This is a genomic window from Massilia sp. DJPM01 (genome assembly GCF_030348125.1).
Taxonomy (GTDB): domain Bacteria; phylum Pseudomonadota; class Gammaproteobacteria; order Burkholderiales; family Burkholderiaceae_D; genus Telluria_A; species Telluria_A frigida.
On sequence record NZ_JAQOZV010000046.1, the window covers coordinates 1 to 25687 of the forward strand.

The window sequence follows — 25687 nt, forward strand, 5'->3', positions numbered from 1 at the left end:
CGAAGATCAGCGCTAATCACCAAAAAACAATATGAATCAAGCCGCACGTTTAACAGCAAATTAATCATTTCTATTTGCAAAGATTACTTCCCTGTCGGAATTTTTTACACATGACGGGCAATATACTTATCCTACTGAACAAAAACAAGGAGTTATGAAACTGGCACGTTCCATGCTCATCCTTATGCTAAGAACAATCACATGAGGGATGCCCAAAATGAACTCGATCACACGTCGTTGCGCCGCACTTGCGTTGCTGGGGATGGCCGGCATCGCTTCCAACGCGGCCTTGGCAGGACCGCTGCCAAGCTACTCCAGCACCTACCCCACGCCCAATTCGGCCTGCGCAACGTACGGCAATTTCGTTTCGTGTTCGACGGGCGTACTGAACTATCTGTCCGGAAGCAGCGTCACCGGATTCACGGGCGATTACACCTTCAGCGCGGCGCAGGGCGCCCTGCACGATTCGATTGTGGTTGCCTCGAACGGCGGCGCCATCCTGGCCAACGGCGACGCCGTGCTGCCGTCGGAAGATGGATTCAAAACCAACAATGGCGGCCAGAAAGACTATTTCTTCACCGGCGACCAGAACGACCCCAGCAATAACGGCGCACTGGCCAACGACACGGCGTTCAGCTGGGACATGGGCCTCGCTACACTGAACAGCAAGCTGACCTTCGACGGCGACTACCACCAGATGATGATCGCCTTCGACTTCAATAATCCGCAGAATTCGACGGCCAGCCTGCCGGTCTGGGCGCTGGTGACGATACGCGATAGCGAGGGCAACCTGGCCAACAAATATTTTGAAACCCAACAGCTCGACCTGTTCGACATCTTCAAGGACCCGTCGCTGTTTCAGTCGACAAAAACCTTCAACGGCACTGGCGTCACGACGCCCAATTCGACCGACTTTGCAATGACGGTCGGTGCCATCTGCGTGGTCAGCAGCACCACGTCCTATCCCTCGCCCGATGGCAGCAACTGCCCCTCTGGCGGCCAGCTGATCAACACCAACCAGGCGTCGAACGCCGTGGAATTCATCAACTACATCCCCAGCCTCGATTTGAAAGGACTCCAGGGCGCAGGCTACGACACCATGTCGGTGCAGGTCTGGATGGGTTGCTTCGGCACCGGCGGCAATACCTCTGGCCCGACATTAGCCAATGGCATACCGGTCGGTCCGTGCGATACGGGCGGCTATGGCGACATTTTCCTTATCGCGGGCGCGGCCATACCGGACCGGAATGGCGTGCCGGAACCGGGGTCGCTCGCACTGGTCTCGCTGTCGCTGTTCGGCCTGTATGCCGCGCGCCGGCGCCGCCAGGCACCCTGATGCGTCCTGCGACGCACGCCCTGGTGCGCACAGTCGACCCGCACCGTGGCGCTTGCTTTAGCGCTTGCCTTGGCGCTGCCATGTCGCGCACACCCGGTGCGCGACATGACAACGGCCTTATCGCACACCGCACCCGCACGTGACCGGCACCCGGTCCGGGCGGACGAATCCGCTGCCCGATCCACCCCGCGTCCTTTGCTTCTCCTCCTCCCTGCCATGCCATCGCGCTGACCTGACCAGGCAGGGCGATTTCTTTTGGAACAGCGCTTGTTCCGTTCAAATTTCCACACACCAGCATTGATTTTTAGCAAGCCGAAGGGCTTGACATCCCGGCCTTGGATTTTTGACAGCTATCAAAGCCGGCAAGGTCTCCCTCGATAAACTCAAATCTCATCTGCTCGCCTGCCGCCGCGTTTCAGGCCACAACACAATAACAACCACTGCGAGGCCCTATGTCCAGGAACACCGCCCTACTCGCCCTCTGCGCGCTGTCGCTCGGCTGCATGCTCACCGCGGCAGCCCGGCAAGCGCCGCCGCAAGACGCGCAGGACAAGCTCGATAACGCCGGTCGCGTGCTCGCGTCCGATACCGACAGCGGCGTCGTCACCAGCCAGGCCGTCACCGTTGCCGGCCACGATTTTTGCCAATACTTCATTGCTGCTTGGCGCGAGAAAGAAGGCAGCGAACGCTACACCCTTGCCATCCTGGAACGCCCGTCCGCACGCCGCGGCAGTGAAGTGCGCATCGACTTCGCCCAGCGCCGCGTGTTTGAAACGCGGCTACCGGCCGCCCGAGCGGCGATCAAGGCGCTCAGCGAAGACGCCGCCGAAAGAACCTACCAGGCGGTCGTACAAGCCGATGCCGAGCGCCAAAGCATCAACGACGCCGACCTCGCGCCCGACGAATTCTGATCCTGTCCAATGCTGTCTCTGTCAACGCCGTACAAGTAAGGAAATCAGCCATGCCACTCCATTCCATCACGCGCGCTGTCGCGCCATGCCTGGTCGTACTGGCGAACGCCGCCACCGCGACTGAACTGGTGTATTTGCCCATCAACCCGTCATTCGGCGGCTACCCGGCCAACGGTGCCGGCCTGCTCGCCACCGCCACAGCCACCAGCAAGCACACGGAGAACAAGGGCCTCGGTGGCACTTCCTTGTTCGACCAGTCGCCGCTCGCCCAGTTCAATCAAACGCTCGAACGTTCTGTGCTAAGTCAACTCGCCTCCGCCGCCACCTCCAAACTGCAAGGGCCGGATGGCAAGCTGGTGCCCGGGACGTTTTCCAGCGCCAACTTCACCATCACCGTGGTCGACCTGGGCGGCGGCATGCTGCGCATCACGACGACCGACCGCAGCACCGGCGCCACCACCACCTTCGAGGTGGCGCAATGAACGCCCTGCGCTGGGCGCTCGCCGCCACGGCCGGGGCCAGCCTGCTCACCGGCTGCGCCTTCCGCCATCCACCCTCGGCGCTCACGAGCGCTGCGCAGCTGGCGCCCGCCACGCCCGGCACGCGCGACCTGCTCAAGCTGCCGGCCCCGAAAGGCAAGGTGGCCGTCGCCGTGTACGGCATCCGCGACCAGACCGGGCAATACAAGCCGGCGCCGGACAGCTCGTTTTCGACCGTGGTCACCCAGGGCGCCTCGTCGATGCTGGTCAAGGCGCTCAAGGAGTCGGGCTGGTTCATCCCGGTCGAGCGTGAAAACCTGCAAAACCTGCTTACCGAACGCAAGATCGTGCGCGCGCTGGAAATGCCGCAACCGGCCGGTACGCCGCCGGTGCAAATTCCACCGTTGCTGGCCGCCTCGGTGCTGATCGAGGGCGGCATTGTTGCCTACGAAAGCAATGTGCGCACCGGCGGCGCGGGCGCGCGCTTCCTGGGCATCGGCATGAGCACGCAATACCGGGTCGACCAGGTCACGGTCAACCTGCGCAGCATCGATATACGCGGCGGACAGGTACTGCAGAGCGTCTCGACCACCAAGACGATCTACTCCTATGAGATCCATCCCAGCGTGTTTAAGTTCGTGAATGTGAAAAATTTACTTGAACTGGAGGGCGGCATGACGCGCAACGAGCCGACCCAGCTGTGCGTCAGCGAAGCCATCGAAGCCGGTGTGGCCCACCTGATCGTGGCGGGACTCAAGGAGGGCAGTTGGGCGCTGGAGGATGAGGGCCAGTGGAGCAATCCGGTGCTGCAACGTTACCTGGCCGAACGCGAGCCACTGTCGCCAGCGAAACCGGCCGCCAGCGGGTCAGGAGGTGTGCCATGAACGCGCGTCCGACCTCATGGGTGCGCACCAGCCTCGCTGTCATGGGCTTGTGCGCGGCCCGCTTCGCGGCAGCAGGCGACCTGGCGCCGTCCGAACTGAATGCCGCGCCGGTACAGGCTCATGCGCTGGTGCTGCGCCAGCAAGGCAGCGGCAACGCCACCGCCATCGAGCAGGCCGGACAGCAGCACCTGTTCGAGGGTGTCCAGGCAGGCAGCGGCCAGCGCGCCAGCATCGCGCAGCGCGGATCGCTCCAGCGGGCCACACTGTTGCAGGAAGGCAGCGCCAATACGCTGAGCCTGCTGCAAAGCGGTAGCGGCAACCAGTCTGCCGTGGAGCAGGCCGGGCAGGATAATCAGGCCAGCATCGTCCAGGATGGCGTGGACCACCGCGCCGATATCGACCAGCGCGGCAGCCTGAATACAGCGCGCATAGAACAATACGGCCGCGAAGGAAGCGCACGGCTAAGCCAGTCCGGCAGCGGCAAGACTGCCACGCTGATTCAACACCAGGGGCGCTGACTTATTCCAGGTCCTCCCCTTCACTGTCCCGGAGTATTCACATGAAAACCATGTTCCCGCTACTCGCGGCAGGCATCGCCTTGTCCGTCTCGGCCAATGTTGCCCGCGCCGCCAGCAATGCTGTCGGCACCCAGCACGGCAATGCCAATCCGGGCAGCATCCTGCAGGTATCGAGCGCCCTCGCCCGCGCCAGTATCAACCAGACCGGCAATGCGAATCATGGCCAGATCGCGCAGAACCAGATCTATTACGTCGACGCGCTGGTCGAGCAGGACGGCACGAACAACTATGCCAGGCTGCGCCAAAACGATGTGGGCAATCTGGATGCCAGTGCACGCCAGAGCGGTAGCGCCAACCGGATCGAGGTGGTCCAGCATGACGCCGGCATGGGCGGCGCCCGCATTACGCAAATTGGCGGACTCAATACGGCAACGGCCGATCAGAACCACATCGCATTTACCCAACTCGGTATCGAGCAGTTCGGCATCGGCAACCGCGCAACGGCGAAACAGTTCGTGACCGACCAGACTGTCATGGAGATCACGCAAAACGGCGCGGGGAATGTCGCCGACGGCGCCCAGTCCGGCAGTCGAAACCTGAGCACTGTCGTCCAGAGCGGCATCGACAATGTCGTGGTGCAGACGCAAAACCTGGTGGGCAATGAATCCCTGATCATGCAGACCGGCAGCGACAACAAGGCCATCGTGAACCAGACCGGCATGACCGGCTTGGGCCTGGCGTCGAATACCGCCTGGGTAAGCCAGAACGGCGACGGCTTCGTGGCGCAGCTCACGCAAACCGGGGCGATGAACCGTGTCGGCGTCAATCAGCAATAGCGGCGCATGGCCGCTGTGCGCCAATAGAATTCAGCTACCGGGGTCGCTGAACCTGATCCGACCTGACCCCGTCCATGTATGGAGGCATTTCATGAAACTGCATTTATCCACTCTGGCAAGCGCACTGACGCTGGCGTTCGCCGCCACCTCGGCCCACGCCCAACTCGAATCCATCACGGCGCAAAAAGGCGTTGGCAACAGCGCCTATACGGTGCAGCAAACCGCGTCAGGCTTGATCAAGGCGACGATTACGCAGATCGGGGATAACAACAAGGCGGGCGATCCCGTTGCGAAAACCGGCGGCATTGTCCAGATCGGGGCGAACACCGATATCAGCGCCACGATCGCGCAGCAGGGCAACCAGAACAACGCCGGCATTCGTCAGGAAAAGGCCGTCCGTGCCAGCGCGACCGTGGCGCAAACAGGCAATCAGAATATCGCCGCGGTCCGCCAGAACGGCGCCTGGCAGTCCGATGCCACGCTGTCCCAGAGCGGCCAGAAAAACAGCGCCACGCTCGATCAGCAGGGCGTTGTCGATTTCGAGATCATCGCCAAGCAGTTCGGAACGGATAACAAGCTGGCCGTCAACCAGATCAATTCCGGCCACCAGGGCGCCTATGTCACGCAGAACGGCGTCGCCAACGGCGTGACGGTGGCCCAGACCCAAACCGACTTCGCCGAAGTGACAATCAATCAGATCGGCACGGGAAATAACGTCAAAGCGGTTCAAAAGAACGCACAGTTCGTCCAGTCGACGGTTGCCCAGAATGGCACCGGCAACAATGCGCTCACCGACCAGGCGGGCATCCGGAATAAGAGCGCCATTAATCAGAAAGGCAATAACAACCTGGCCACCCTGACGCAGAACGCCAATGCGAACGAATCGCTGGTGACGCAAAACGGCATCGCCAACAAGGCCACCGTGAGCCAGACCGGCACCGGCAATGCCGGTGCGCTGGCCAATGTCTCGTATATCACGCAAACCGGCAATGGCTATATCGCGACCCTGACCCAGAACGGCAGCAATAACCATTCCGGCATCGTTCAATATTAAAAAGATGGCCATGATGGCGCGGGCAACTGCGCCGTTTTCGCCGGTTCATGCGCTCCGCATCGCGTTATGCAATAAAATAGCGCGATGCAACTATCAACCATCCGCCAGCGCCTGCGCGCCTTGGGCGCCCTGCCCTTGCACGAACAGCGCGTGCTGCGCGACTGGGTCCAGGGCCGCCCCTACGATCAGGGACGGCGCCGTCCCAACGACTTCCTGCCCCTTGGCGTGCGCACCGCCCTGCCCGCGCTCGACGCCGAGCTGCAGGCGATGGCACGGCTGATTTCCTCGCATCCCGCTGAAGATGGCTCGGCCCGCTTGCTGGTCGGACTGGCCGATGGCCAGGCGGTCGAAAGCGTGCTGCTGCCGCGCGACGGGCTGTGCGTGTCCAGCCAGGTCGGCTGTGCGGTCGGCTGCCAGTTTTGCATGACCGGGCGCGAGGGACTCATCCGCCAGGTCAGCAGCGGCGAAATCATCGCCCAGGTGGTGCTGGCGCGCACCCGGCGGCCGGTGAAAAAAGTGGTGTTCATGGGCATGGGCGAACCGGCCCACAATCTCGACAATGTGCTCGAGGCCATCGAACTGCTGGGGACGGAAGGCAATATCGGGCACAAGAACCTGGTGTTTTCGACGGTCGGCGACCCGCGTGTGTTTGAACGTTTGGCGCAGGGCGTGGTCAAACCTGCATTGGCACTGTCGCTGCACACGACCAAGCCCGCGCTGCGCGAGCAATTGCTGCCGCGCGCGCCGCGCATCACGCCCGAGCAACTGGTCGAGGCAGGGGAGCAGTACGCCCGGCTGACGGGCTATCCGGTGCAGTATCAGTGGACCCTGCTTGAAGGCATCAATGATGGGGAGGACGAAATCGACGGCATCGTACGCCTGTTAAAGGACAAGTATGCCGTGCTGAACATGATTCCATACAACACCATTCCGGATCTGGCGTTCAAGCGGCCCAGCTGGGAGAGCGCGCGTGCCATTGCCGCCACCTTGCATCAGCGCGGAGTGCTGACCAAGCTGCGCGATTCGGCGGGGCAAGATGTCGATGGCGGCTGCGGGCAACTGCGCGCACGCTCCGCTGTGCCGGCACGCAAGACGATTGCGATCAGTCGCGCCGACGCATCCTGACGGTTCGGTTCCGGTGGGAACATGGCGGGGCCGAACCGCCAGGATGGGACAGCCTGTACGGACGCTATCTGCGCCGTTCCCGCCACTGCGTGCGGGTGTAGATGGTGTCTCAGCCGTTGCCTTGCCTGAACCGCTGCCTGGTCTGAGCCGGGGCGTCCTTGCGCCGCCCTGCCTGTGCCGCCGCTCGCCTGCGCCGCCGCTCGCCTGTGCCACCGCTCGCCTGCGAAACCGCTCGCCTGTGCCACCGCTCGCCTGTGCCACCGCTCGCCTGTGCCACCGCTCGCCTGTGCCACCGCTCGCCTGCGCCACCGCTCGCCTGTGCCGCCGCTCGCCTGTGCCACCGCTCGCCTGCGCCACCGCTCGCCTGTGCCACCGCTCGCCTGCGCCACCGCTCGCCTGCGCCACCGCCCTGCCTGCGCCGCCGCTCGCCTGCGCCTATACATCTGGGCCCTTGCACTCCATCCCCCTTGCCGTCGCGCCCCGGCCGGCCCGTCGTTTAGCGCGCCGGAATGCCTTGCCCGGCCTCCGCTTCGGCCGGCTTGCGCTGCACCCAGTTGTCGTACTTGCGCTCAAGCCGGCGTGAGGTGCCGTCGCGGTCCATCGCGTCGAGCGCGGCATTCATCTTGCCAATCACGGCGTCGGGAATGGCGGGGTTGCAAGCGAGATAGACCTTGATCCGGTTAAACACCAGCACGGGGACAATCTTCCCCGCCCAGCCGTTTTGCTCCATGACGCCGCTGCCAGGACGCAAACCGGCGGCCCACAGGTCGATCCTATTCATCAGCAATTTTTGCGGATTGAGCATGTCGTTCGGCGCCGGATCGACCTGGAAACCGCGCGAGCGCAGATAGTCGTCGCGCGCGTCGCCGTTGTAGGTGCCGATGCGCAGCCCGCGCGCGTCTTCCAGCGTGCTGAGCTGATAAGCGCGGTCGGCCCGTCCCAGCAGCACCCACTCGCCCTCGTCGGTCGGCCCCACCCATTTGAACAGTTGCTCGCGTTCGGGCGTGCGCGTGGTCGCGTAGACGCAGCCGTTGGGCCGCTGCACGGCCGCGGTATAGGCGCGCTTCCAGGGAAGCAGGTCAATCGAATAACTGATCGATGCGCGCGCCATGATTTCGCGGACCTTGTCGGTGGAATAGCCGATCACGCGCTCCCCGTCCAGCATGCTGGCCGGGGGCGAATATTCGGTCGTGATGTACAGCCGGGGAGCAGCCTGCGGCGCGGCGGCCTGGACATCCGCCCCGGCCAGCAATCCCGCAACAAGTAATAACTGCTTTACCATACCCGGCCCTTGCGATTCCCTCGTCAAAGCATACCAGTTCCCGCGTTGGGGCGGCAATCGTGCTGCTGAGTACGAATCAGCCAGGGGAAATTTAATCCGGGAATGCAAAAAAGGGGGGCGGAGGAGAATATTGAGCAAGTCATTTTGGCCCTGACATTCAACACCGCCATGCCTGCCACTGGCAGAAATGACGGTGTTGAAGTGTATGGTCAAAAACGCTTCACTTAGCGGCATTAGCCACTGACAGGCATGACGGTGTCACGTCCGGGGCCAATAAGGCCGATCAATCTCTGCGCAGCGGGCAAGGCCGCCGCGAAGATTTACGCCTGGACTTGCGCCAGCGCCACGGTGGCGTGACGCGCCACCAGCTCGTGATACAGCGCGGTGTAGCTCTTGGCCATCTGCTCGGCGGTAAACAATTCCCAGTAGCGCGCTTCGGCACGCTTGCCCATGGCTTGCGCCAGTTCCGGGTTGTCCCACAGCGTGCGCATGGCCTCGCCAAACGCTTGCGGATCGCTCGGCGGCACCACCAGACCAGTTTCAGCGTCGATGTTGATGTAGGTCGTGCCGGTACCGATCTCGCTCGAAATCATCGGCTTGCCGTACATCGCCCCTTCCAGCAGCGAAATACCGAACGCTTCCGAACGCAAATGCGAGGGGAACACCAGCGCGTAGCACAGGGTCAGCAAGGCCACCTTGTCGGCCTCGTCGAGCGCGCCGACGAACAACACGTGGGTCAGGCCGAGCCGTTCGGCGTGCGCCTTGAGTTCGGTCTCGATCGGACCGGCGCCGACGATCACCACCGGATAATCGGTATTGGCGACCGCATCGAGCAAGATATGCAAGCCCTTGTAGTAGCGCAGCACGCCGACGAACAGGAAGAAGCGCTCGCCGATCTGGGCACGCCATTTATCCATGCGCGCCTGGTCCGGTTCAGGATAAATGGTCTTGTCCAGGCCGTAGGTGATGACGCGCGTCTTGTCGCGATAACGGTCCAGCACGGCCGACGAGGCCATGTAGTTGGGCGAGGTGGCGACGATGGTGTCGACACTTTGCAGGAAACGGTGCTTGAGCGGCTGGTACAGGCGCAGCAACTGCTTCTGGCGCACGATGTCGGAGTGGTAGGTCACCAGGCTCGGCTTCTTGATGCGCGAAATAAAGTGCGCCAGGTCCATGAAGGGCCACGGGAAGTGATAGTGCACCACGTCCGCTTCCTCGGCCATGCGCGCCAGTTCGCCAAAGGCGGCCAGCGAAAAACCGGTCGAGGAAATCTCGAAGTCGAGCGGCAGCAGGCGCACCTTGTGGCCTTCGAAGTCGACGTCGCGCTTTTCCTTCTGGCGCGTGAGCGTCAGTACCTCATTGCGTACGCCCAGGCGGCCCGTGCCGACGCACATCTGCCGGATGACCTGCTCGACGCCGCCCACCGATTCCGGGAAATAGGTTTTATAGAAATGTAGGACACGCATAGTTTCGCAAATGGCTCAGTACGACGTCAGATTATTGGGAAAGGACAGCACGATACACGGCGGCGGTTTGCAGCGCGGTGTCGTGCCAGGTCAACTGGGCTGCGCGAGCGCGGCCCGCCGCGATGCAACGCGAGCGCAGCGCATCGTCGCGCGCCAGCGCTTGCATCGCCGCGGCGATGTCGCCAGTGTTGCCCGGATCGACGTCAAGCGCCGCGCCCCGGGTTACTTCCGGCAAGGAACTGCTATTCGAGGCCACCACCGGCACCCCCGACGCAAACGCCTCGACGACGGGGATACCGAAACCTTCATACAAAGACGGAAACACAAACACGCCCGCGCCCGCATACACATGGCGCAGGCTGTCGGCGCCGGTCAGCTGGTTCAGCCACACGACCTGCTCGCCGTCCTGCCGCGCCGCGGTGATGCGCGCGATCAACTCTTCGCAGCGCCAGCCGGCGCCGCCGACAATCACCAGCTGACGCTCGGCCCGCAGCGCATCCGGCAAACTCAGGTAGGCGCTGAGCAGGCGCTCGACGTTCTTGCGCGGCTGCAAAGTACCGACAAACAAAAAATAGCCAGCCCGCAGGCCGTTCTGGAGCAAGGTCGCAGCCACGGCGGACGCATCAGGCGCTTGCAGCCACGCCGGGTCGACGCCGTTGGGCACCACGCTGATCCTGTTTTCATCGACCCCGAAGCATTCGACCAGTTCACCGATCGCAAAGTTCGACACCGCGATCACATGCTGGGCCTTGCGCGCGGCTTTTTGCTGCATCCAGTTCTTGGCGCGCCGCATGCCGGGGCTGCACCACTGCGGATACTTGATCGGCAGCGCATCGTGCAGGGTCGCCACCACCGGGCAATCCATGCGCACGATGCGGTAATCGGTCGCGTGAAAAATATCGGCCGGCATGTGCACCCGGTTCGCGCGCGGCGTCAGCAAATCGGCCAGGCTGGCCGCCTCGAACGATTGCGGCATGGCCTGGCCCACGCTGATCGCCGTGGCGTCGCCGCGCGGGCGCGGATACGAATACGCGGCCACCTCGCAGCCGGCCTGCGGCAAGTGCTGCAGCAGCGCCTGGGTGTACACCCCGATCCCGTCCAGCCGTCCACCGGTCAGGCCCGGTTCGATCATGGTCGTACCCAGGCCGACGCGCACGCGGCTCACGCCTGGTACATCCAGCGCAGCGTGTCGGCGAGCGGAATCGGGGACATGGCCCCGATCGCGCTGCGCAGTTTTTCATTGTTGCCCATCAGGACCAAGACATCCTTGGCGCGCACGAAAGCCGGATTCACCCTGACCTCGATCCGGTAGCCGGCAATCGACTCCATCAGCGCGATGACCTCGCCCAGCGAATGCGCCTGGCCCGAGCAGATATTGAAGGTCTGGCCGGCGACATTGGCCACCAGCAGGCGGCGGTAGCTGTCGGCCACCATGCGCACGTCGGAAAAATCGCGCGCGATGGCCTGGTTGCCCAGTTCGATCACCGGCGCCGCCTTGCGGAAATGCGCAACGATCTTCGGCAACAGGAAATTTTCATCCTGGCCCACACCGGTATAGTTGAATGGCCGCACGATGATGATCGGCAGCTTGTCGCTCCACAACTGCGCCATGTGTTCCATGGCCAGCTTGCTGACGGCGTAATCGTTGGCTGGCGCGGGGGCCAGGGATTCATCGATCCGGCCGACGCTGGCGTTGCCGTAGACATTGGCGGACGATGCCAGCAGCACCGCCGACGGCTGCTGGTGCTGGCCAGCGAGCGCTTCGAGCAGGTTGCGGGTGCCGACGATGTTGACGCGGTAAATCAGTTCGGCGTTGGCATGCGCCACGAAGGCGATCCCGGCCAGGTGCACCACGACATCCGGCTGCACCTGTTCGATCATGGCGGCCACGGCGGCGCGATCAAGCAGGTCGACCGCGAACACATCGGCGTCAAGCGGATGCGCGCCATGGCCCGGCACCACGGTGCCGAACACGCGATAGCCGGCCGCAGCCAGTTCGCGCGCCACGTAGCGTCCCGTGAAGCCGTGCAGGCCGGTGATCAGGGCACGCTTGCCCTGCCCTTCGGCGCCGGGCGCGGGAGACGTTTCCGTGACCATGGCCGGCATATCAGAAGGAAAAACCTTGTTCGTTGCGGCGCATGTCGGCCTCGACCATCATCTGGCACAACTGCTCCAGCGTGGTCTTCGGCGCCCAGCCCAGCTCGCGCATGGCCTTGCCCGGATCGCCGATCAGCAACTCGACTTCGGCCGGACGGTAGAACTTGGGACTGATGCGCACCAGCAGCTTGCCGGTACGGGCGCAATGGCCGGTCTCGGCTTCGCCCTTGCCCGTGAAGTCGATATCGATGCCGGCGCCCTTGAACGCCATGGTCACGAAGTCGCGCACGGTTTCGGTACGGTTGGTGGCCAGGATGAAGGTGTCAGGCTGTTCGGCCTGCAGGATGCGCCACATGCCTTCGACGTATTCCTTGGCATAACCCCAGTCGCGCTTGGCGTCGAGGTTGCCCAGTTCCAGCACGTCGAGCTTGTTGAGCACGATCTTGGCGACCGAATCGGTAATCTTGCGGGTGACGAATTCACGGCCGCGCAGGGGCGATTCGTGATTGAACAGGATGCCGCTGGAACCGAAAATGCCATACGACTCGCGGTAATTGACCGTCATCCAGTGGGCGTACAGCTTGGCCACACCGTACGGGCTGCGCGGGTAGAACGGGGTATCTTCGACTTGCGGGATGGCCTGGACCTTGCCGAACATTTCGGAGGTCGATGCCTGGTAGAAGCGCGCTTTCGGGTTGACGATGCGAATCGCTTCGAGCAGGTGAACCGGCCCCAGGCCCGTGATGCTTGCGGTGGCGACTGGCTGCTCGAACGACACACCGACGAAACTCTGGGCCGCGAGGTTGTACACCTCGTCCGGCTCGGCGCTCTGGATCAGGCGGATGCTGGACGAGAGATCGGTCAGGTCGTATTCGACCAGGCGCAGATTGGGATGAGCCTGGATACCCAGCTCTTCGATACGCCAGAAATTGACCGAACTCGTGCGGCGATAGGTCCCCGTGACTTGGTAGCCTTTTTCAAGCAACAACTGCGCGAGGTAAGCGCCATCTTGCCCGGTGATCCCGGTAATCAGGGCTTTTTTTGTTGTTTTTTGCATATTCGTGATATTCGTGTGTAGTTGGAGAGCGGTAATCTGCACGTCCGACTCGCAGTTAACAACTCAGCATTGTAACAGAATCGATTTGATCATTCTTTACGCAAAAGAACCTCGTGCAATACAAACAACAACTGGCGCGCACATTATGCCCTGATTTACCGGAGGGACGGCGCCAGCTTACGCATTGTTACGCCTATCTTGAACTGTAATGAAATGTAGTAATACACGTTTTTCTTGAGCGAAATTACTACAAAGGGGAGGGGCCAAAAAAAAGGCCGGCATCCATGACGATGCCGGCCGTTTTCAGCGCGTGAAACAGGCGCGCCGTGTTACGCGCGGGTCAGCGTTCCGAGACCGCGTCGACCACGCACAAGGCCGTCATGTTGACGATGCGGCGCACCGTGGCCGACGGGGTCAGGATGTGCACCGGCTTGGCGCAGCCGAGCAGCACCGGGCCGATCGCGATGCCGTTGCCGGCCGCGGTCTTGAGCAGGTTGTAGGCGATGTTGGCGCTGTCGATATTCGGCATCACCAGCAGGTTGGCTTCGCCCTGCAGGGTCGAGTGCGGCATCAGCTGCTTGCGCAGCTTGGCGTCGAGCGCCACATCGCCGTGCATCTCGCCATCGATTTCCAGCTGCGGCGCCTTTTGCTGCACCAGCGCCAGCGCCGCCCGCATCTTCTGGGCCGAGGCGCTGTTGGCCGAGCCGAAGTTCGAGTGCGACAACAGGGCCGCGCGCGGAATCAGGCCGAAGCGGCTCATCTCGTCGGCCGCCATGATGGTGATCTCGGCCAGCTGCTCGGCGCTCGGGTTTTCGTTGACGTGGGTGTCGACGATGGCCATCTGGCGTTCCGGCAAGATCAGGAAATTCATGGCCGCGTACACATTGGCGCCCTCGCGCTTGCCCAAGACCTGGTCGATATAGTGCAGGTGCAAATTGGTGGTGCCGAAAGTGCCGCAGATCATGCCGTCGGCGTCGCCCTTGTGGATCATCATCGCGCCGATCAGGCTGTGGCGGCGGCGCATTTCCAGCTTGGCGTATTCCTGGGTCACGCCTTTGCGCATGGTCATCGCGTAATAGGTCTGCCAGTAATCGCGGTAGCGGTCTTCGTGGTCCGGGTTGATCACGTCGAAATGCTCGCCCTGCTTCAAGCGCAGGCCGAACTTCTCGATGCGCTGCTCCAGCACGCTCGGACGGCCGACCAGGATCGGGCGCGCCAGTTTCTCGTCGACCACCACCTGCACCGCGCGCAGCACGCGCTCTTCTTCGCCTTCGGCGTAGACGATGCGCTTGAGTTCCGGCGGGGCCGCCTTGGCCACCGCGAACAGCGGCTTCATGAAGGTGCCGCTGCGGTACACGAATTGCTGCAGGCTGTCGGCGTAGGCTTCCAGGTTGGCGATCGGACGCGTCGCCACGCCCGACTCGAACGCCGCCTTGGCCACGGCCGGGGCGATGTGGATCAGGAGGCGCGGATCGAACGGCATCGGGATCAGGTATTCCGGGCCGAACGAGAGGTTGCTGATGCCGTAGGTGGTGGCCACCACGTCCGACTGCTCGGCGTGGGCCAGGTCGGCAATCGCGTGCACGACTGCAATTTCCATCTCGCGCGTGATGGTGGTGGCGCCGCAATCGAGGGCGCCGCGGAAAATGTACGGGAAGCACAGCACATTGTTGACCTGGTTCGGATAATCCGAACGGCCGGTGGCGATGATGGCGTCGCCGCGCACCGCCTTGACGTCTTCCGGCAGGATTTCCGGGGTCGGATTGGCCAGCGCCAGAATGAGCGGATTGGCCGCCATTTCCTTGACCATATCCTGCTTGAGCACGCCGCCGGCGGACAAGCCCAGGAAAATGTCGGCGCCCGGCATCACTTCGGCCAGGGTGCGGTAAGGCGTGTCTTGCGCGAAGCGCGCCTTGTCCGGGTCCATCAGTTCGACGCGGCCCTTGTAGACCACGCCGGCCAGGTCGGTCACGTAAATATTTTCGATCGGGAAGCCGAGGTCGACGATCAGTTCCAGGCAGGCCAGCGCCGCCGCGCCCGCGCCCGACACCACCAGCTTGCACTCGCGGATATCCTTGCCGACCACCTTGACGCCGTTCAGGATGGCGGCGCCGACGATGATCGCGGTACCGTGCTGGTCATCGTGGAAGACCGGAATCTTCATGCGGTCGCGCAACTGGCGCTCGATATAGAAGCACTCGGGCGCCTTGATATCTTCCAGGTTGATGCCGCCAAAGGTCGGTTCCAGCGAAGCGATGATGTCGACCAGCTTGTCCGGGTCTTGCTCGTTGATCTCGATGTCGAACACATCGATGCCGGCGAACTTCTTGAACAGCACGCCCTTGCCTTCCATCACCGGTTTGGAAGCCAGCGGACCGATATTGCCCAGACCCAGCACCGCGGTGCCATTGGTGATGACGGCCACCAGATTGCCGCGCGCCGTGTATTTATAGGCGTTGCCCGGGTCCTTGACGATTTCTTCGCAGGGAGCCGCGACGCCGGGCGAGTACGCCAGGGCCAGGTCGCGCTGGTTGAGCAGCTGCTTGGTGGGCGTGACGCTGATTTTTCCGGGACGGGGGCACTCGTGATACTCGAGCGCGGCGAGGCGCAGTTGCTGGCGCAGTTCTTCCTTCTTCTCTGGTGACGAATCCATGCTGGTACGGCCTTCCTGTGTACTGTCGGGGACTGACGATTTTATCAGACGTGATCTTTCAACAAGCTACGTATTTTCACCAACTTCGGGGCAATTGCCCCAAAACACGAAAATTTCATCGCAACGGACAAAAAAGCGATCGCTCGCTCGGCGCTACAGCCCGGTACACATGGCCGACAGTTGATACAAATCCTAGACAGAAACGCAATAGACCCATGCCGGGGGCCGGCCAGACAATGCACGGGCATCGCGGCGCTGCGGGCGGGAGACCCGCTCCCGGGCGGCGCGAGCCTTCGCCAACCCTGTCAAAAGAGCCTCCCATGAACCCTATTCAACAATGCCTTCCCGCCGGCCTGATCGCCGCCACCCTGCTGACCGGATGCGGCGGTGGCGGCGGTGACGGCGGCAAACCCTTGCCCCCTCCCGCGCCGGACCCGGTCGCGCGCGTCGACGTGCTGCTCAATCACGAGCGCGGCATGAACGCCATCAGCATCGACGACAAGCATGCTTACATCGCGCTGACCAATACCGAAACCGAGGGCACCGCCGTCCTGGCCACCGCGCGCGGGGTCAGCACCAAGTCGGCCTGGCAAACGGTCGCCCTGGGCGAGTGCAAGCTGCCGGCCAGCGAGCAGGTCGCAGTGCGGCGCGCGGCCGACCTCAAGCAGGTGGACGGCAAGACCCTGCTGGTGCAGCCGGCCTGGGGCAGCGCCGACGAACACACCTTGTGCGAGCTGGACCAGGCCAAGATGACCTTCCTGCCCAAGGACAAGGATTTCCGCATCTGCTACGAGACCTACTGCGAGCGCATGCAGGTGGGCGACGTCAAGGCGGTCGGCAAGCGCTGGTTCGCCAACGGCGGCGCCGGCCAGAACGTGCAAATCTCGAACGACCAGGGCCTCACCTGGCGTCCGATCATGGGCACCATGGATAGCATGAGCTGCACCCACCAGGCGTTCGAGGTAGTGGGCGGGCTGTTGCTGACGGGCGGCGAATGCCCGCTCGACATGGCCTACGTGCGCGCCTACGCCATGAACGCCGACAATTCCGCTCTGGCCTCCAAAGTACCGGTGCAGATCAGCGTGCCGGAACTGGAAAACCGCAACGTGCATCTGATTACCACGCTGGGCAAGAGCGAGCGCGTCTTCATCGGCGTCGAAGGCGGCTTGCTGCGCAGCGACGACAGCGGCAAGAGCTACAAGTTCGTGCTCAAGCAACCGCTCAGTGGCGGCACCGGCAACTATCCCTACATCACCCGCTTGCTCTCGCCCGCCGGCAAACCCAATGTGATCGTGGCGGCCGGTTTCGACAAGGCCAAGGGCTTGCCCTACCTGGCATGGTCGGCCGACAACGGCGACAAATGGACCGACCTGTCGGCCCTGCTGCCGGGCTACAAGCGCACGACGGCGGACGCCACCAGCGAAGTCACCTCGATTGCCGAAGATGCGCAGGGACGCATCCTGGTAACGGTCAACGAAGAGTTCAAGAAAAAAGGCCGCCTGGTGGAGGTCACGCTGGGCCGCCTGTAAGCTGGCGATGCGGAGCTGGCATGGCTGTACAATCGCGCATGCTCTCCGAATTCGACCTCATCAAGCAGTACTTTAAGCGCCCCCGGCCAGGGCGGGCGGCGCTCGGCATCGGCGACGATTGCGCGCTGCTCGTGCCCTCGCCCGGCATGCAGATGGCTATTTCATCCGACATGCTGGTCGAGGACCGCCATTTCTTCGCCGGCGCCGATGCGCGCATGCTGGGCCACAAGTGCCTGGCGGTGAACCTGTCCGACCTGGCGGCGATGGGCGCCAGGCCGGTCGCGTTCACCCTGGCGCTGGCGCTGCCGGCGGCCAATCGCGACTGGCTGGCCGGGTTTGCGGCCGGCCTGTTCGCGCTGGCCGACCAGCATGGCTGTGAGCTGATCGGCGGCGACACCACCAAAGGCCCGCTCAACATCTGCATCACCATTTTCGGCGAACTGGCGCCCGGCCACGCGCTGCGGCGCGATGCCGCCATCGCCGGCGACGACCTCTGGATTTCCGGCACGCTGGGCGACGCCCGCCTGGCGCTGGCCGGCTACCGCAAGGAATATCCGCTGGACGCTGCCGCGCTGCTGGCGGCAGGCGCCCGCATGCACACGCCCAGCCCGCGCGTGGCGCTCGGCATGGCGCTGGCCGATGCCAGGCTGGCCCACGCCGCCATCGATATCTCGGACGGGCTGGTGGGCGACCTCGGTCACATCCTGGCCGCCTCCAGGGTCGGCGCCACGCTCGATGTCGATGCGCTGCCCGCCGGACCGGTACTGGCCGCGCAGCCGCAGGCACTACGGCGGAGCTTCTGCGCGGCCGGCGGCGACGATTACGAGTTGTGCTTCACCGCCCCGCGTTCACGGCGCGACGCCATCGTGGCAGCCGCTCATGCAAGTGGCACTGCGGTGACGCGCGTGGGGACCATCGATGCCGCACCGGGCCTGCGCCTGGTCGACGGCGCCGGGCACGCGCTCGACCTGCAGCTGGCCGCTTTCGACCACTTCGCCAGCGCTTGATTTTTTCCGATGAATCTAGCGCCGTTTTTAAGTCTCGGGGGCGGGCGCCCAACCGCCCCTACTCCGCCTCCACCTGCCCGGCTTCGACAAAGTGCGCATTGTGCGGATCGTCCTTGGGACCATTCATCAGCCAGTAATGATGAAACGCCAGCCGCACGTTATCGCGCAGCTGCGTCTCGTCCCACGGCTTGGTGTAGAAGCGGTAAATCGCGCCACGGTTGATCGAGTCGAGCACCGCTTCGAGCCCCGTGTAGCCCGACAAGATAATCCGTATCGTATCCGGATACAGCTCCTTGACCTTGCTCAGGAACTCGGTACCGCTCATGCCCGGCATGCGCTGGTCGCACACGATCACCTGCACCGTGTGCAGCGCCAGCAGCTCGAAGCCTTCGCCCGGCGACACCGCCGTCAGGATCCGGTAGTTATCGCGCTTGAACAGCCGGTGCAGCGACGACAGCACGTTGACGTCGTCGTCCACGATCAGCAAGGTCTGGCGGTGGTTGTCGGGCGACTCCGGCTCGGACGGCTGCGCCAGATTGGCCAGCACCATCTCGCCGAACTCCGCGGCCGGCAGCGGGCGGCTGAAATGGAAACCCTGCACTTCGTCGCAGCGGTGGCGCCGCAGGTAGGCCATCTGCGCCGGCGTCTCGACCCCTTCCGCGATTACCTGCATGTGCAGCGAATGGGCCATGCCGATGATGGCCAGGGCGATGGCCGCGTCGTCCGGATTGACCGTCACGTCGCGCACGAAGGCGATGTCGATCTTGAGCTTGTCGATCGGGAAGCGCTTCAGGTACGCCAGGCTCGAATAGCCGGTGCCGAAATCGTCGATCGCAATCGTGATGCCAAGCTGCTTCAGATTGCCCAGCACCGCAATGGTGTGCTCGGCGTTGGACATCAGCGCGCTTTCGGTCAGTTCCAGTTCCAGCAGCGCGGCATCGATCCCGTGCCGGCCGACCGCCGCGCGGATTTCGCCTTCCAGGTCGCCCTCGACAAACTGGCGGCTCGATACATTGACGGCCACCCGCACGTCGCCCACCTCGCTGGCCGACCATAGCGCAATCTGGCGGCAGGCTTCGTCGATCACCCACCCGCCGACCCGCACGATCAAGCCGGTTTCCTCCATCACCGGCACGAATTCGGCCGGGAACACCAGGCCGTAGCCGGGCCGGTTCCAGCGCAGCAGCGCTTCGGCGCCGCTGATGCGGCCCGTGCGCAGATTCACCTTGGGCTGGAAGTACAGCAGGAATTCGCCATGCTCCAGCGCGTGCCGCAGCGCCAGTTCGAGGTCGAGCCGCTCCAGCACCTGCACGTTCATGCCGGCGGTGAAAAAGCGGTAGCCGTCGCGCCCCGCTTCCTTGGCGCGGCCCATGGCCGTGTCGGCGTACTTGATCAGCGTTTCGGGGTCAAGCGCGTCGTCCGGATACATGGCGATGCCGATGCTGGCCGTCAGGCCGGCCTGCTTGCCCTGCAGGTCGAACGGCGCGCGCAGCGTATCGCGCACTTCGTTGGCGACGTTGACGGCGTCCTGCTGGTTGCGCGTCATGGTCAGGATGAGGGCGAATTCATCGCCGCCCAGGCGCCCGACCGTGTCGCGGATGCGCACGCACTGCACCAGGCGCGTGCTGAACTGGCGCAGCAGCTCGTCGCCCAGGGCCGAGCCGAGCGAATCGTTGACGGTCTTGAAGCGGTCGAGCGCAATGAACAGCACCACGATGCGCCACTGCTTGTCCTGGGCCAGCTCAATCGCTTCGCGCAAGGTCTGGTAGAACAGGGTGCGGTTGGGCAGGCCGGTCAGGCTGTCGTAGCTGGCCAGGTGCGCCAGGCGCTGGCGCGCGGCCAGGCGCTCGCTGATGTCGCGCGCCACCGCGATCAGCATGCGCGTGCTGCCCACGGCCTGGGTTTGCCAGTAGATTTCCACCGCCACTTCGCGCAGGTCGGCGCGCGTCAGCTGGTCTTCGACCAGGTCGGGGTAGCGCGCGGCGTCGCGCTCCGGGTCGGCCTGGCGCGCCAGCTGGCCGGGGCCGGCCAGGCCGAACACCGTCGGGTCGAGCCGCAGCAGCGCGTCGCGCTGGTAGCCGAGCATGCGGCAGGCGCCATCGTTGACGTCGACCACGCGCATGCTGCCGGTGTCGATCAGGAAGATGGCGTCGTCGGTGGCGTCCATGGCGCTGCGAAAGCGCTGCAGTTCGGCGGTGCGCTCGCGCACCGTCTGTTCGAGCAGGGTGCCGTAGCTCTTCGATTCGCGGTGCAGCAGGCGCACTTCGAGCATGTTGCGGATGCGGGTGAGCACTTCGACCGGGTCGAACGGCTTGCCGACGAAGTCGCGCGCGCCGGCGTCGAGCGCGGCCAGCTTCTTGTCCGGTTCGGCCGTCACCACCAGCACCGGCAGGTAGGCTTCGGTTTCCATGGGCGCCAGCGCCTCCATCACCTGGAAGCCATTCATGCCCGGCATGTGCAGGTCGAGGATGATCAGGTCGTAACGGTGCTTGAGGTGCATCGCGGCCACCCCGCGCGGGTCGGTGGTGCTGCTGACGTTGGTGTAGCCGGTGGTCGTGAGCAGGTATTCGAGCAGCTGGACGTTGACCAGCTGGTCGTCGACGACCAGGATGGCGGCGTTATGGATGTCATCAAGCGATATCATGGGTTCCGCGCTTTCTGCGCAAGCTGCCGCGTGTCGGCGAATGCGAGGGTGCTGTCGATCGCCTCGTTGAATTCGTCGATATTGATCGGTTTGGTGAGGTAACGGAAAAAGCCGCTGGCCAGTCCGCGCTCGATATCGCGCGGCATGGCGTTGGCGGTCAGCGCGATGACCGGAATGTGCGCCGTGCGCGGATCGCTGCGCAATTCCTTGAGCGCGTCCGCCCCGCTCACGCATGGCAGATTGAGGTCCATCAGGATCACGTCGGGCAGGTGCGCCTTGGCCAGTTCGATGCCGAGGTGGCCATCGGGCGCGGTCAAGAGGTGCAGGTCGGGCCGGAAGCGCACGATCTCCTGCACCAGTTTCAGGTTGGCCGGGTTGTCTTCGACATACAGCAGGCTGTGGTCGGCCAGCGGCGCGGGCGCGGCCTTGTGTTCCAGCGTCAGCACGGTCGCCTCGCCAACGGCCGAGGGCACCGGCTGGGTCAGGCCCAGTTCGATCCAGAACACGGTGCCCACGCCGACGCTGCTCGAGACGCCGATTTCGCCGCCCATCAGCTCCACCAGGCGGCGCGTGACGACCAGGCCGATGCCGGTGCCTTCCTCGCTGCCGTTCTCCTGGCCCAGGCGGTTAAACGGCTGGAACAGCGAGGCGATCTGATCCGGACGCAGGCCCATGCCGGTATCCTGCACCGACAGGCGCACGCGGTTGGCGGTGACCACGCTGCAGTCGCACACCACCGCGCCCATCTCGCGGTTGTACTTGATGGCGTTCGAGAGCAAATTCAAGAGCACCTGTTTCAGGCGCGTGCGGTCGGCCTGCACCACGGCGTCCGGGGCGTCCGGGAACAGCATGCGGATCTTGCGCTGCTGCGCCAGCGGTTCGGTCATGTTGCGGCACTCGACCAGCATGTCGGCCAGCGCCACCGGTTCCATCGACAGCGTCACGGTGCCCGATTCGACCTTGGCCAGGTCGAGGATTTCGTTGATCAGGGTGAGCAGATGGCGCCCCGACTTGAGAATGTGGCCGGCAAACTCCTTCTTTTGCGCCAGCGTCGACGGCAGCGATTCGGACGTGAGGATCTGGGCGAAGCCGAGAATCGCGTTGAGCGGCGTGCGCAGCTCGTGGCTCATCGACGACAGGAAGGCCGACTTGGCCTGGTTGGCGTTCTTGGCCGCAGCCATGGCCACTTCCAGTTCGGCATTGGTCAGTTCGAGCTGCATGGTGCGTTCGTGCACGCGCACTTCAAGCTGCTCGTTGAGGTCCATGATTTCCTGCTGCGCGCGCGCGCGTTCCTCGGCTTCGCGCGCAATCGCATGGTGCGACGTTTCGAGCGCGCCGGTGCGCTGCTCGATTTCGCCCAGCATGGCATTGAACGAGTCGACCAGTTCGCCCGCCTCGTCGTCGCTGATGCGCGGGGCGCGGCGCGAGTAGTCGCGCGTGCTGACCACTTCGCGCGCGGTTTCGGTGAGCGCGACGATCGGCGCGGTGACGATGCGCCCGAGCCGGCGCGTCATCAGCCAGGCGATCAGCATCGCCAGCACGATCACGCCGGCGGCGATGCTCAGGTAGTCGACCGCGCGCGCGACCAGGGTGTATTCGGCGCGCAGGTACACGGTGCCGAGCAGTTCGCCGTTTTCGACCACCCGGCGGTACAGCAGCAGGTCGTCGCCGCTCACGCGCAGGTCGTCGGCCTGGGGACTGACCGGGAACGCGGCGCGCTCGCCCGGCGCGCGGTAGGAAGCGAACAGGATGCCCTTGGCGTCGTAGATGGCGCCGGCCCGCACCGACGGGCGGATGCGCAGCAGCGCCAGGTTTTCGGTGGCCAGGCGGGCGTCGTCGAAGGTGAGCGCGGCCGAGGTCATGTGGCCGAGCAGTTCGGCCTGGGTCGCCATGTCGCCCAGCAGGGCCTTGTGGTAGTTGCGCAGGTCGTAGGCGATCACGGTGCCGATCGATACCAGCAGTGCGGCCAGGGTGGTGAGCATCACCAGCGTGACCAGTTTTTGGCGGATCGAGCGAACGATCATGTGGCCCCCTGCACGCGGTTGGCGGCGGCCAGCATGCGCGCGCTGATGCGCAGCCGGCTCGACGTGACCTGGCCGAGGGCGACGTCGAAGCGCAGCCGGTCCTGGGCTACCACGAAGGCGATCATGCAACCGAGCGCGATGCCGTCGTCGGCATCCGACACGGTAAGCACCGACTGGCCGCGCGCGGCCGCCAGCATGTCGATCACGGTGGCGCGCTCGCCGGCGCCGATAAACAGGATGTGCAGGCCCTGCAGGGCGTCGCCGCGGCGCAGCTTGCGCACCGAAATGGCGTGCCCGCCGACGGTGCGCCCGGCCACCATTTGTTCGAGCTGGTCGGCCAGGCTATCGTTGCCGGCCACGCCGATCTGGAGCGGGCTGTCGGGGCGCGCGAAGCTGCCTTCGGGCCACTCGACGAAGCCGGCGAATTTGAACAGGTAAGCCGCCTTGACCTGGTTTTCGACGCTGGGCTGGGCCTGGGCAGCGCCGCTCCAGGCGAGCATGGCCAGTAGCGCCAATAGCGCCGGCAGCGCCAGCCAGCGTCCCGCACGCCTGCGCAATGCAAACCGGCTCAGGCCCGCCATGGCGGTTCGGCAAGCAAAAGAATCGGGGACATGGGACTCCAATCCGAATCAGACAGAAAAGCAAACTCAGCGCTAAAGCCCAGCTTATCAGAGCAACAGGCTGGCGGCGCACGGCACAAACCTGGGCGGCGCACGACGTTTTCCCCGGAACCACTCTACGCTGTTTTACTTCGCTTGGATATCCCTTTTGAAACATTGCAACAGGGTGGGCGGACAGTGTTGCAGAGCGCATGGTAAAGTAGAATCGCAGGGCCGCGCCGTCGTGCGCGCGCCCTCCCCTGATCAGTTTTCCGATCCCCGATTACCGTCCAAAAGGAGCAACACGTGACGAACGACATTCTCGATCTTTCCGCCAAAGTCGGCCGCGCGCTGCAAGCGAAAGGCTTGCTGCTGGTGACCGCCGAATCGTGCACCGGCGGCGGGGTAGCGCAGGCGGTCACCGAGGTGGCCGGCTCGACCGGCTGGTTCGATTGCGGCTTCATCACCTATTCGAATGCCTCGAAAACCGAATTGCTGGACGTGTCGGCGGCGCTGATGGCGCAGCTGGGCTCGGTCAGCGAAGAAGTGGCGGCCGCCATGGCCAGCGGTGCGTTGGCAAACAGCAACGCGCACGTGGCCCTGTCGACCACCGGCATCGCCGGCCCCAGCGGCGCGGTGCCGGGCAAGCCGGTCGGCACGGTCTGCTTCGGCTGGGCCAGGGGCGACGCGGTCCAGACCGAACGCCTGGTGTTCGCGGGCGACCGCCACGCCGTGCGCGAACAGACCGTGGTGCACGCGCTGCAAGGGCTGCTGCGCATCATCGAATAGCAGCGCGATGGCCGATGGCGACATCGTCCGGTTCTCCCCTTGCATTGACACCTGCCGGGCCGGCGCGCACCGGCGCCGGCCATTTTCTGGAGCAATTCGATGCACAATACGGTTCATTTCATCCTGCAGGGCAAGGGCGGCATCGGCAAGACCCTGGTCTCGACCATCCTGGCGCAATGGCTGGCAGGCAAGGACGAGCGGCCCCTGCGCTGCTACGACACCGACCAGGAAAACGCCACCTTTTCGCGCTACAAGGCGATGGACGTGAAACACGTGCCGGTCATGACCGATGCGCGCAACATCGACCCCAAGCGCTTCGATGCGCTGATGATCGACTTGCTGGAAGAAGAAGGCAACTGCGTGATCGACAACGGCGCCAACACCTTTTCGCCGCTGATGGGTTACCTGCTGGAAAATGATTGCTTCGATTTGCTCAAGGAATCCGGGCGCAAGGTATACATCCACACCATCGTCGGCGGCGGCGACACCCTGCACGACACGGCCATGGGGTTTGTCTCGACCGCCAAGTCGACCAGCGTGCCGCTGGTACTGTGGGAAAACGAACACTTCGGCCCGCTGCAATCGGCCACCGGCAAGGTGTTTACCGAGTCGCAGACCTATGCCGACAACGCCGCGCGCGTGTGCGGGCGGGTGGTGCTGTCGCAGCGCAATGCCGACACCTTCGGCGCCGACATCAAGAAGATGAACATCGCGCGCCTGACCGCCAATGAAGTGCGCGAAAGCGACAAATTCAACGTCATGGAAAAGCAGCGCATCAAGGTGGTGTTCCGCGACCTGTTCGAGCAACTCGACAACGTCCAGTGGTAAGCCGGCATGGACCAGCAAAAACTGCGCACCCTCGTCTTTGAGAAAACCGGCGTGCGGATCGATATCGACGATCCGATTTTCGCGCTGGTGGCGCTGAACGAGGCGGTGCTGGCCGAAGCGGTCGAGCGCCACGTGGAGCTGCTCGACGACGCCACCGCCGACCTGGCCGACCAGGTCCAGGCGCTGCAAGAGAGCGGCAGCCTGTGCCACTTCAGCAAGGCCGCTGGCGAGCGCCCGGCGCCGGCGGCACTGGTCGCGCCGCCGCCGGCCATCCACGTCCAGCCGCTGCGGGAAAAACGCATCATCGCGATTGCCGGCGGCGCGGCGCTGCTGTGCGCCTTCGTGGTGCTGGCCGGCCAGGCACTGTTATTGCGCCCGGCGCCCGCCCCCGCTGCGGCAGTGGCGGCGAACGAATTGACGCCCGGGCAAAGCGCTGCCCTGCGCGAGGGTGAAAAACTGGCCGCCATCGTCGCCAGGCTGGACCCCAAGACGCGCGCCGTCATCGCCGCCGAAATGCAAAAACCCTGAAATTGCGGCGAGGAACATGCCTCGCGGCAGAATTGCGCTAT

22 protein-coding genes are annotated in these 25687 nt (G+C 64.1%); 13 read left to right on the forward strand and 9 right to left on the reverse strand.

Annotated features, from left to right (window positions below; translation table 11 throughout):
• Positions 1–217: 217 nt before the first annotated feature.
• The 8 genes from PO883_RS24605 (at position 218) to PO883_RS24640 (ending at position 7143) form a co-directional block, all read left to right on the forward strand.
• Positions 218–1336, forward strand: coding sequence for a PEP-CTERM sorting domain-containing protein (locus PO883_RS24605; RefSeq protein WP_289312096.1), 1119 nt, complete (start codon positions 218–220; stop codon positions 1334–1336).
• A gap of 452 nt (positions 1337–1788) precedes the next feature.
• Positions 1789–2247, forward strand: a complete 459-nt coding sequence (locus PO883_RS24610; RefSeq protein ID WP_289312097.1) for a CsgE family curli-type amyloid fiber assembly protein — start codon at positions 1789–1791, stop codon at positions 2245–2247.
• Positions 2248–2297: 50 nt separating this feature from the next.
• The gene (locus PO883_RS24615) at positions 2298–2729 is read left to right on the forward strand and encodes a curli assembly protein CsgF (protein WP_289312098.1); all 432 of its coding nucleotides are present in this window, start codon (positions 2298–2300) and stop codon (positions 2727–2729) included.
• Positions 2726–3610: a CsgG/HfaB family protein gene (locus PO883_RS24620; protein WP_289312099.1), complete on the forward strand. Its 885-nt coding sequence runs from the start codon at positions 2726–2728 to the stop codon at positions 3608–3610. The genes PO883_RS24615 and PO883_RS24620 overlap by 4 nt, the downstream gene beginning before the upstream one ends.
• A complete protein-coding gene (locus PO883_RS24625; RefSeq protein ID WP_289312100.1) occupies positions 3607–4128 on the forward strand; it encodes a hypothetical protein in 522 nt (173 codons plus the stop codon). Before PO883_RS24620 ends, PO883_RS24625 begins: the two co-directional genes overlap by 4 nt.
• Positions 4129–4169: 41 nt before the next feature.
• Positions 4170–4964 (forward strand): hypothetical protein, encoded by a 795-nt coding sequence (locus tag PO883_RS24630; RefSeq protein WP_289312101.1) that lies wholly within the window; start codon positions 4170–4172, stop codon positions 4962–4964.
• A gap of 91 nt (positions 4965–5055) precedes the next feature.
• Complete coding sequence (locus tag PO883_RS24635; RefSeq protein WP_289312102.1) at positions 5056–6018, forward strand: hypothetical protein; 963 nt, start codon at positions 5056–5058, stop codon at positions 6016–6018.
• Between the two features lie 84 nt (positions 6019–6102).
• Positions 6103–7143 (forward strand): RNA methyltransferase, encoded by a 1041-nt coding sequence (locus tag PO883_RS24640; RefSeq protein ID WP_289312103.1) that lies wholly within the window; start codon positions 6103–6105, stop codon positions 7141–7143.
• Between the two features lie 496 nt (positions 7144–7639).
• Here PO883_RS24640 and PO883_RS24645 read toward each other — a convergent pair whose 3' ends face one another.
• From PO883_RS24645 to PO883_RS24670, 6 genes are all read right to left on the reverse strand, one after another.
• Positions 7640–8425 carry an ABC transporter substrate-binding protein gene (locus PO883_RS24645; protein ID WP_289312104.1) on the reverse strand — a complete coding sequence of 262 codons (786 nt, stop codon included), beginning with the start codon at positions 8423–8425 and terminating at the stop codon, positions 7640–7642.
• A gap of 320 nt (positions 8426–8745) precedes the next feature.
• Positions 8746–9891, reverse strand: coding sequence for a glycosyltransferase family 4 protein (locus PO883_RS24650; protein WP_289312105.1), 1146 nt, complete (start codon positions 9889–9891; stop codon positions 8746–8748).
• A gap of 31 nt (positions 9892–9922) precedes the next feature.
• Entirely contained in the window at positions 9923–11056 is a 1134-nt protein-coding gene (locus PO883_RS24655) for a glycosyltransferase family 4 protein (RefSeq protein ID WP_373890100.1), read from the reverse strand.
• Positions 11053–11988, reverse strand: a complete 936-nt coding sequence (locus PO883_RS24660) for an NAD-dependent epimerase/dehydratase family protein (RefSeq protein WP_373890101.1) — start codon at positions 11986–11988, stop codon at positions 11053–11055. Before PO883_RS24660 ends, PO883_RS24655 begins: the two co-directional genes overlap by 4 nt.
• Positions 11989–11998: 10 nt before the next feature.
• Positions 11999–13045 carry a GDP-mannose 4,6-dehydratase gene (gene gmd / locus PO883_RS24665; protein WP_289312107.1) on the reverse strand — a complete coding sequence of 349 codons (1047 nt, stop codon included), beginning with the start codon at positions 13043–13045 and terminating at the stop codon, positions 11999–12001.
• Positions 13046–13385: 340 nt separating this feature from the next.
• Positions 13386–15698, reverse strand: a complete 2313-nt coding sequence (locus PO883_RS24670; protein ID WP_167087662.1) for an NADP-dependent malic enzyme — start codon at positions 15696–15698, stop codon at positions 13386–13388.
• 320 nt (positions 15699–16018) lie between these two features.
• Between PO883_RS24670 and PO883_RS24675 the strand changes: the two genes are divergently transcribed.
• The gene (locus PO883_RS24675; RefSeq protein ID WP_289312108.1) at positions 16019–17227 is read left to right on the forward strand and encodes a hypothetical protein; all 1209 of its coding nucleotides are present in this window, start codon (positions 16019–16021) and stop codon (positions 17225–17227) included.
• 38 nt (positions 17228–17265) lie between these two features.
• Positions 17266–18234, forward strand: a complete 969-nt coding sequence (gene thiL / locus PO883_RS24680; protein ID WP_289312142.1) for a thiamine-phosphate kinase — start codon at positions 17266–17268, stop codon at positions 18232–18234.
• A 58-nt stretch (positions 18235–18292) separates the two neighbouring features.
• Here thiL and PO883_RS24685 read toward each other — a convergent pair whose 3' ends face one another.
• Genes PO883_RS24685 through PO883_RS24695 form a run of 3 tightly spaced genes read right to left on the reverse strand, consistent with a single transcriptional unit; the run spans position 18293 to position 23483 of the window.
• Positions 18293–20878 (reverse strand): EAL domain-containing protein, encoded by a 2586-nt coding sequence (locus PO883_RS24685; RefSeq protein ID WP_289312109.1) that lies wholly within the window; start codon positions 20876–20878, stop codon positions 18293–18295.
• Positions 20875–22902 carry an ATP-binding protein gene (locus tag PO883_RS24690; RefSeq protein WP_289312110.1) on the reverse strand — a complete coding sequence of 676 codons (2028 nt, stop codon included), beginning with the start codon at positions 22900–22902 and terminating at the stop codon, positions 20875–20877. Before PO883_RS24690 ends, PO883_RS24685 begins: the two co-directional genes overlap by 4 nt.
• Positions 22899–23483 carry a YfiR family protein gene (locus PO883_RS24695; RefSeq protein WP_289312111.1) on the reverse strand — a complete coding sequence of 195 codons (585 nt, stop codon included), beginning with the start codon at positions 23481–23483 and terminating at the stop codon, positions 22899–22901. The genes PO883_RS24690 and PO883_RS24695 overlap by 4 nt, the downstream gene beginning before the upstream one ends.
• Positions 23484–23807: 324 nt before the next feature.
• Here PO883_RS24695 and PO883_RS24700 point away from each other — a divergent pair, with 324 nt between their 5' ends.
• From PO883_RS24700 to PO883_RS24710, 3 genes are all read left to right on the forward strand, one after another.
• Positions 23808–24290 carry a CinA family protein gene (locus PO883_RS24700; RefSeq protein WP_167087674.1) on the forward strand — a complete coding sequence of 161 codons (483 nt, stop codon included), beginning with the start codon at positions 23808–23810 and terminating at the stop codon, positions 24288–24290.
• Positions 24291–24389: 99 nt separating this feature from the next.
• Positions 24390–25118 carry a hypothetical protein gene (locus PO883_RS24705; RefSeq protein WP_167087676.1) on the forward strand — a complete coding sequence of 243 codons (729 nt, stop codon included), beginning with the start codon at positions 24390–24392 and terminating at the stop codon, positions 25116–25118.
• Between the two features lie 6 nt (positions 25119–25124).
• A complete protein-coding gene (locus tag PO883_RS24710; RefSeq protein ID WP_289312112.1) occupies positions 25125–25646 on the forward strand; it encodes a hypothetical protein in 522 nt (173 codons plus the stop codon).
• Positions 25647–25687: the final 41 nt, after the last annotated feature.

Coding starts and splice junctions, on each gene's coding strand:
- PO883_RS24675 (WP_289312108.1), top strand. CDS start 16,019: ATGAACCCTATTCAACAATGCCTTCCCGCCGGCCTGATCGCCGCCACC.
- thiL (WP_289312142.1), top strand. CDS start 17,266: ATGCTCTCCGAATTCGACCTCATCAAGCAGTACTTTAAGCGCCCCCGG.
- PO883_RS24605 (WP_289312096.1), top strand. CDS start 218: ATGAACTCGATCACACGTCGTTGCGCCGCACTTGCGTTGCTGGGGATG.
- PO883_RS24620 (WP_289312099.1), top strand. CDS start 2,726: ATGAACGCCCTGCGCTGGGCGCTCGCCGCCACGGCCGGGGCCAGCCTG.
- PO883_RS24670 (WP_167087662.1), bottom strand. CDS start 15,698: ATGGATTCGTCACCAGAGAAGAAGGAAGAACTGCGCCAGCAACTGCGC.
- PO883_RS24610 (WP_289312097.1), top strand. CDS start 1,789: ATGTCCAGGAACACCGCCCTACTCGCCCTCTGCGCGCTGTCGCTCGGC.
- PO883_RS24615 (WP_289312098.1), top strand. CDS start 2,298: ATGCCACTCCATTCCATCACGCGCGCTGTCGCGCCATGCCTGGTCGTA.
- PO883_RS24705 (WP_167087676.1), top strand. CDS start 24,390: ATGCACAATACGGTTCATTTCATCCTGCAGGGCAAGGGCGGCATCGGC.
- PO883_RS24660 (WP_373890101.1), bottom strand. CDS start 11,988: ATGGTCACGGAAACGTCTCCCGCGCCCGGCGCCGAAGGGCAGGGCAAG.
- PO883_RS24625 (WP_289312100.1), top strand. CDS start 3,607: ATGAACGCGCGTCCGACCTCATGGGTGCGCACCAGCCTCGCTGTCATG.
- PO883_RS24690 (WP_289312110.1), bottom strand. CDS start 22,902: ATGATCGTTCGCTCGATCCGCCAAAAACTGGTCACGCTGGTGATGCTC.
- PO883_RS24710 (WP_289312112.1), top strand. CDS start 25,125: ATGGACCAGCAAAAACTGCGCACCCTCGTCTTTGAGAAAACCGGCGTG.
- PO883_RS24635 (WP_289312102.1), top strand. CDS start 5,056: ATGAAACTGCATTTATCCACTCTGGCAAGCGCACTGACGCTGGCGTTC.
- PO883_RS24645 (WP_289312104.1), bottom strand. CDS start 8,425: ATGGTAAAGCAGTTATTACTTGTTGCGGGATTGCTGGCCGGGGCGGAT.
- PO883_RS24640 (WP_289312103.1), top strand. CDS start 6,103: ATGCAACTATCAACCATCCGCCAGCGCCTGCGCGCCTTGGGCGCCCTG.
- PO883_RS24650 (WP_289312105.1), bottom strand. CDS start 9,891: ATGCGTGTCCTACATTTCTATAAAACCTATTTCCCGGAATCGGTGGGC.
- PO883_RS24695 (WP_289312111.1), bottom strand. CDS start 23,483: ATGGCGGGCCTGAGCCGGTTTGCATTGCGCAGGCGTGCGGGACGCTGG.
- PO883_RS24630 (WP_289312101.1), top strand. CDS start 4,170: ATGAAAACCATGTTCCCGCTACTCGCGGCAGGCATCGCCTTGTCCGTC.
- gmd (WP_289312107.1), bottom strand. CDS start 13,045: ATGCAAAAAACAACAAAAAAAGCCCTGATTACCGGGATCACCGGGCAA.
- PO883_RS24685 (WP_289312109.1), bottom strand. CDS start 20,878: ATGATATCGCTTGATGACATCCATAACGCCGCCATCCTGGTCGTCGAC.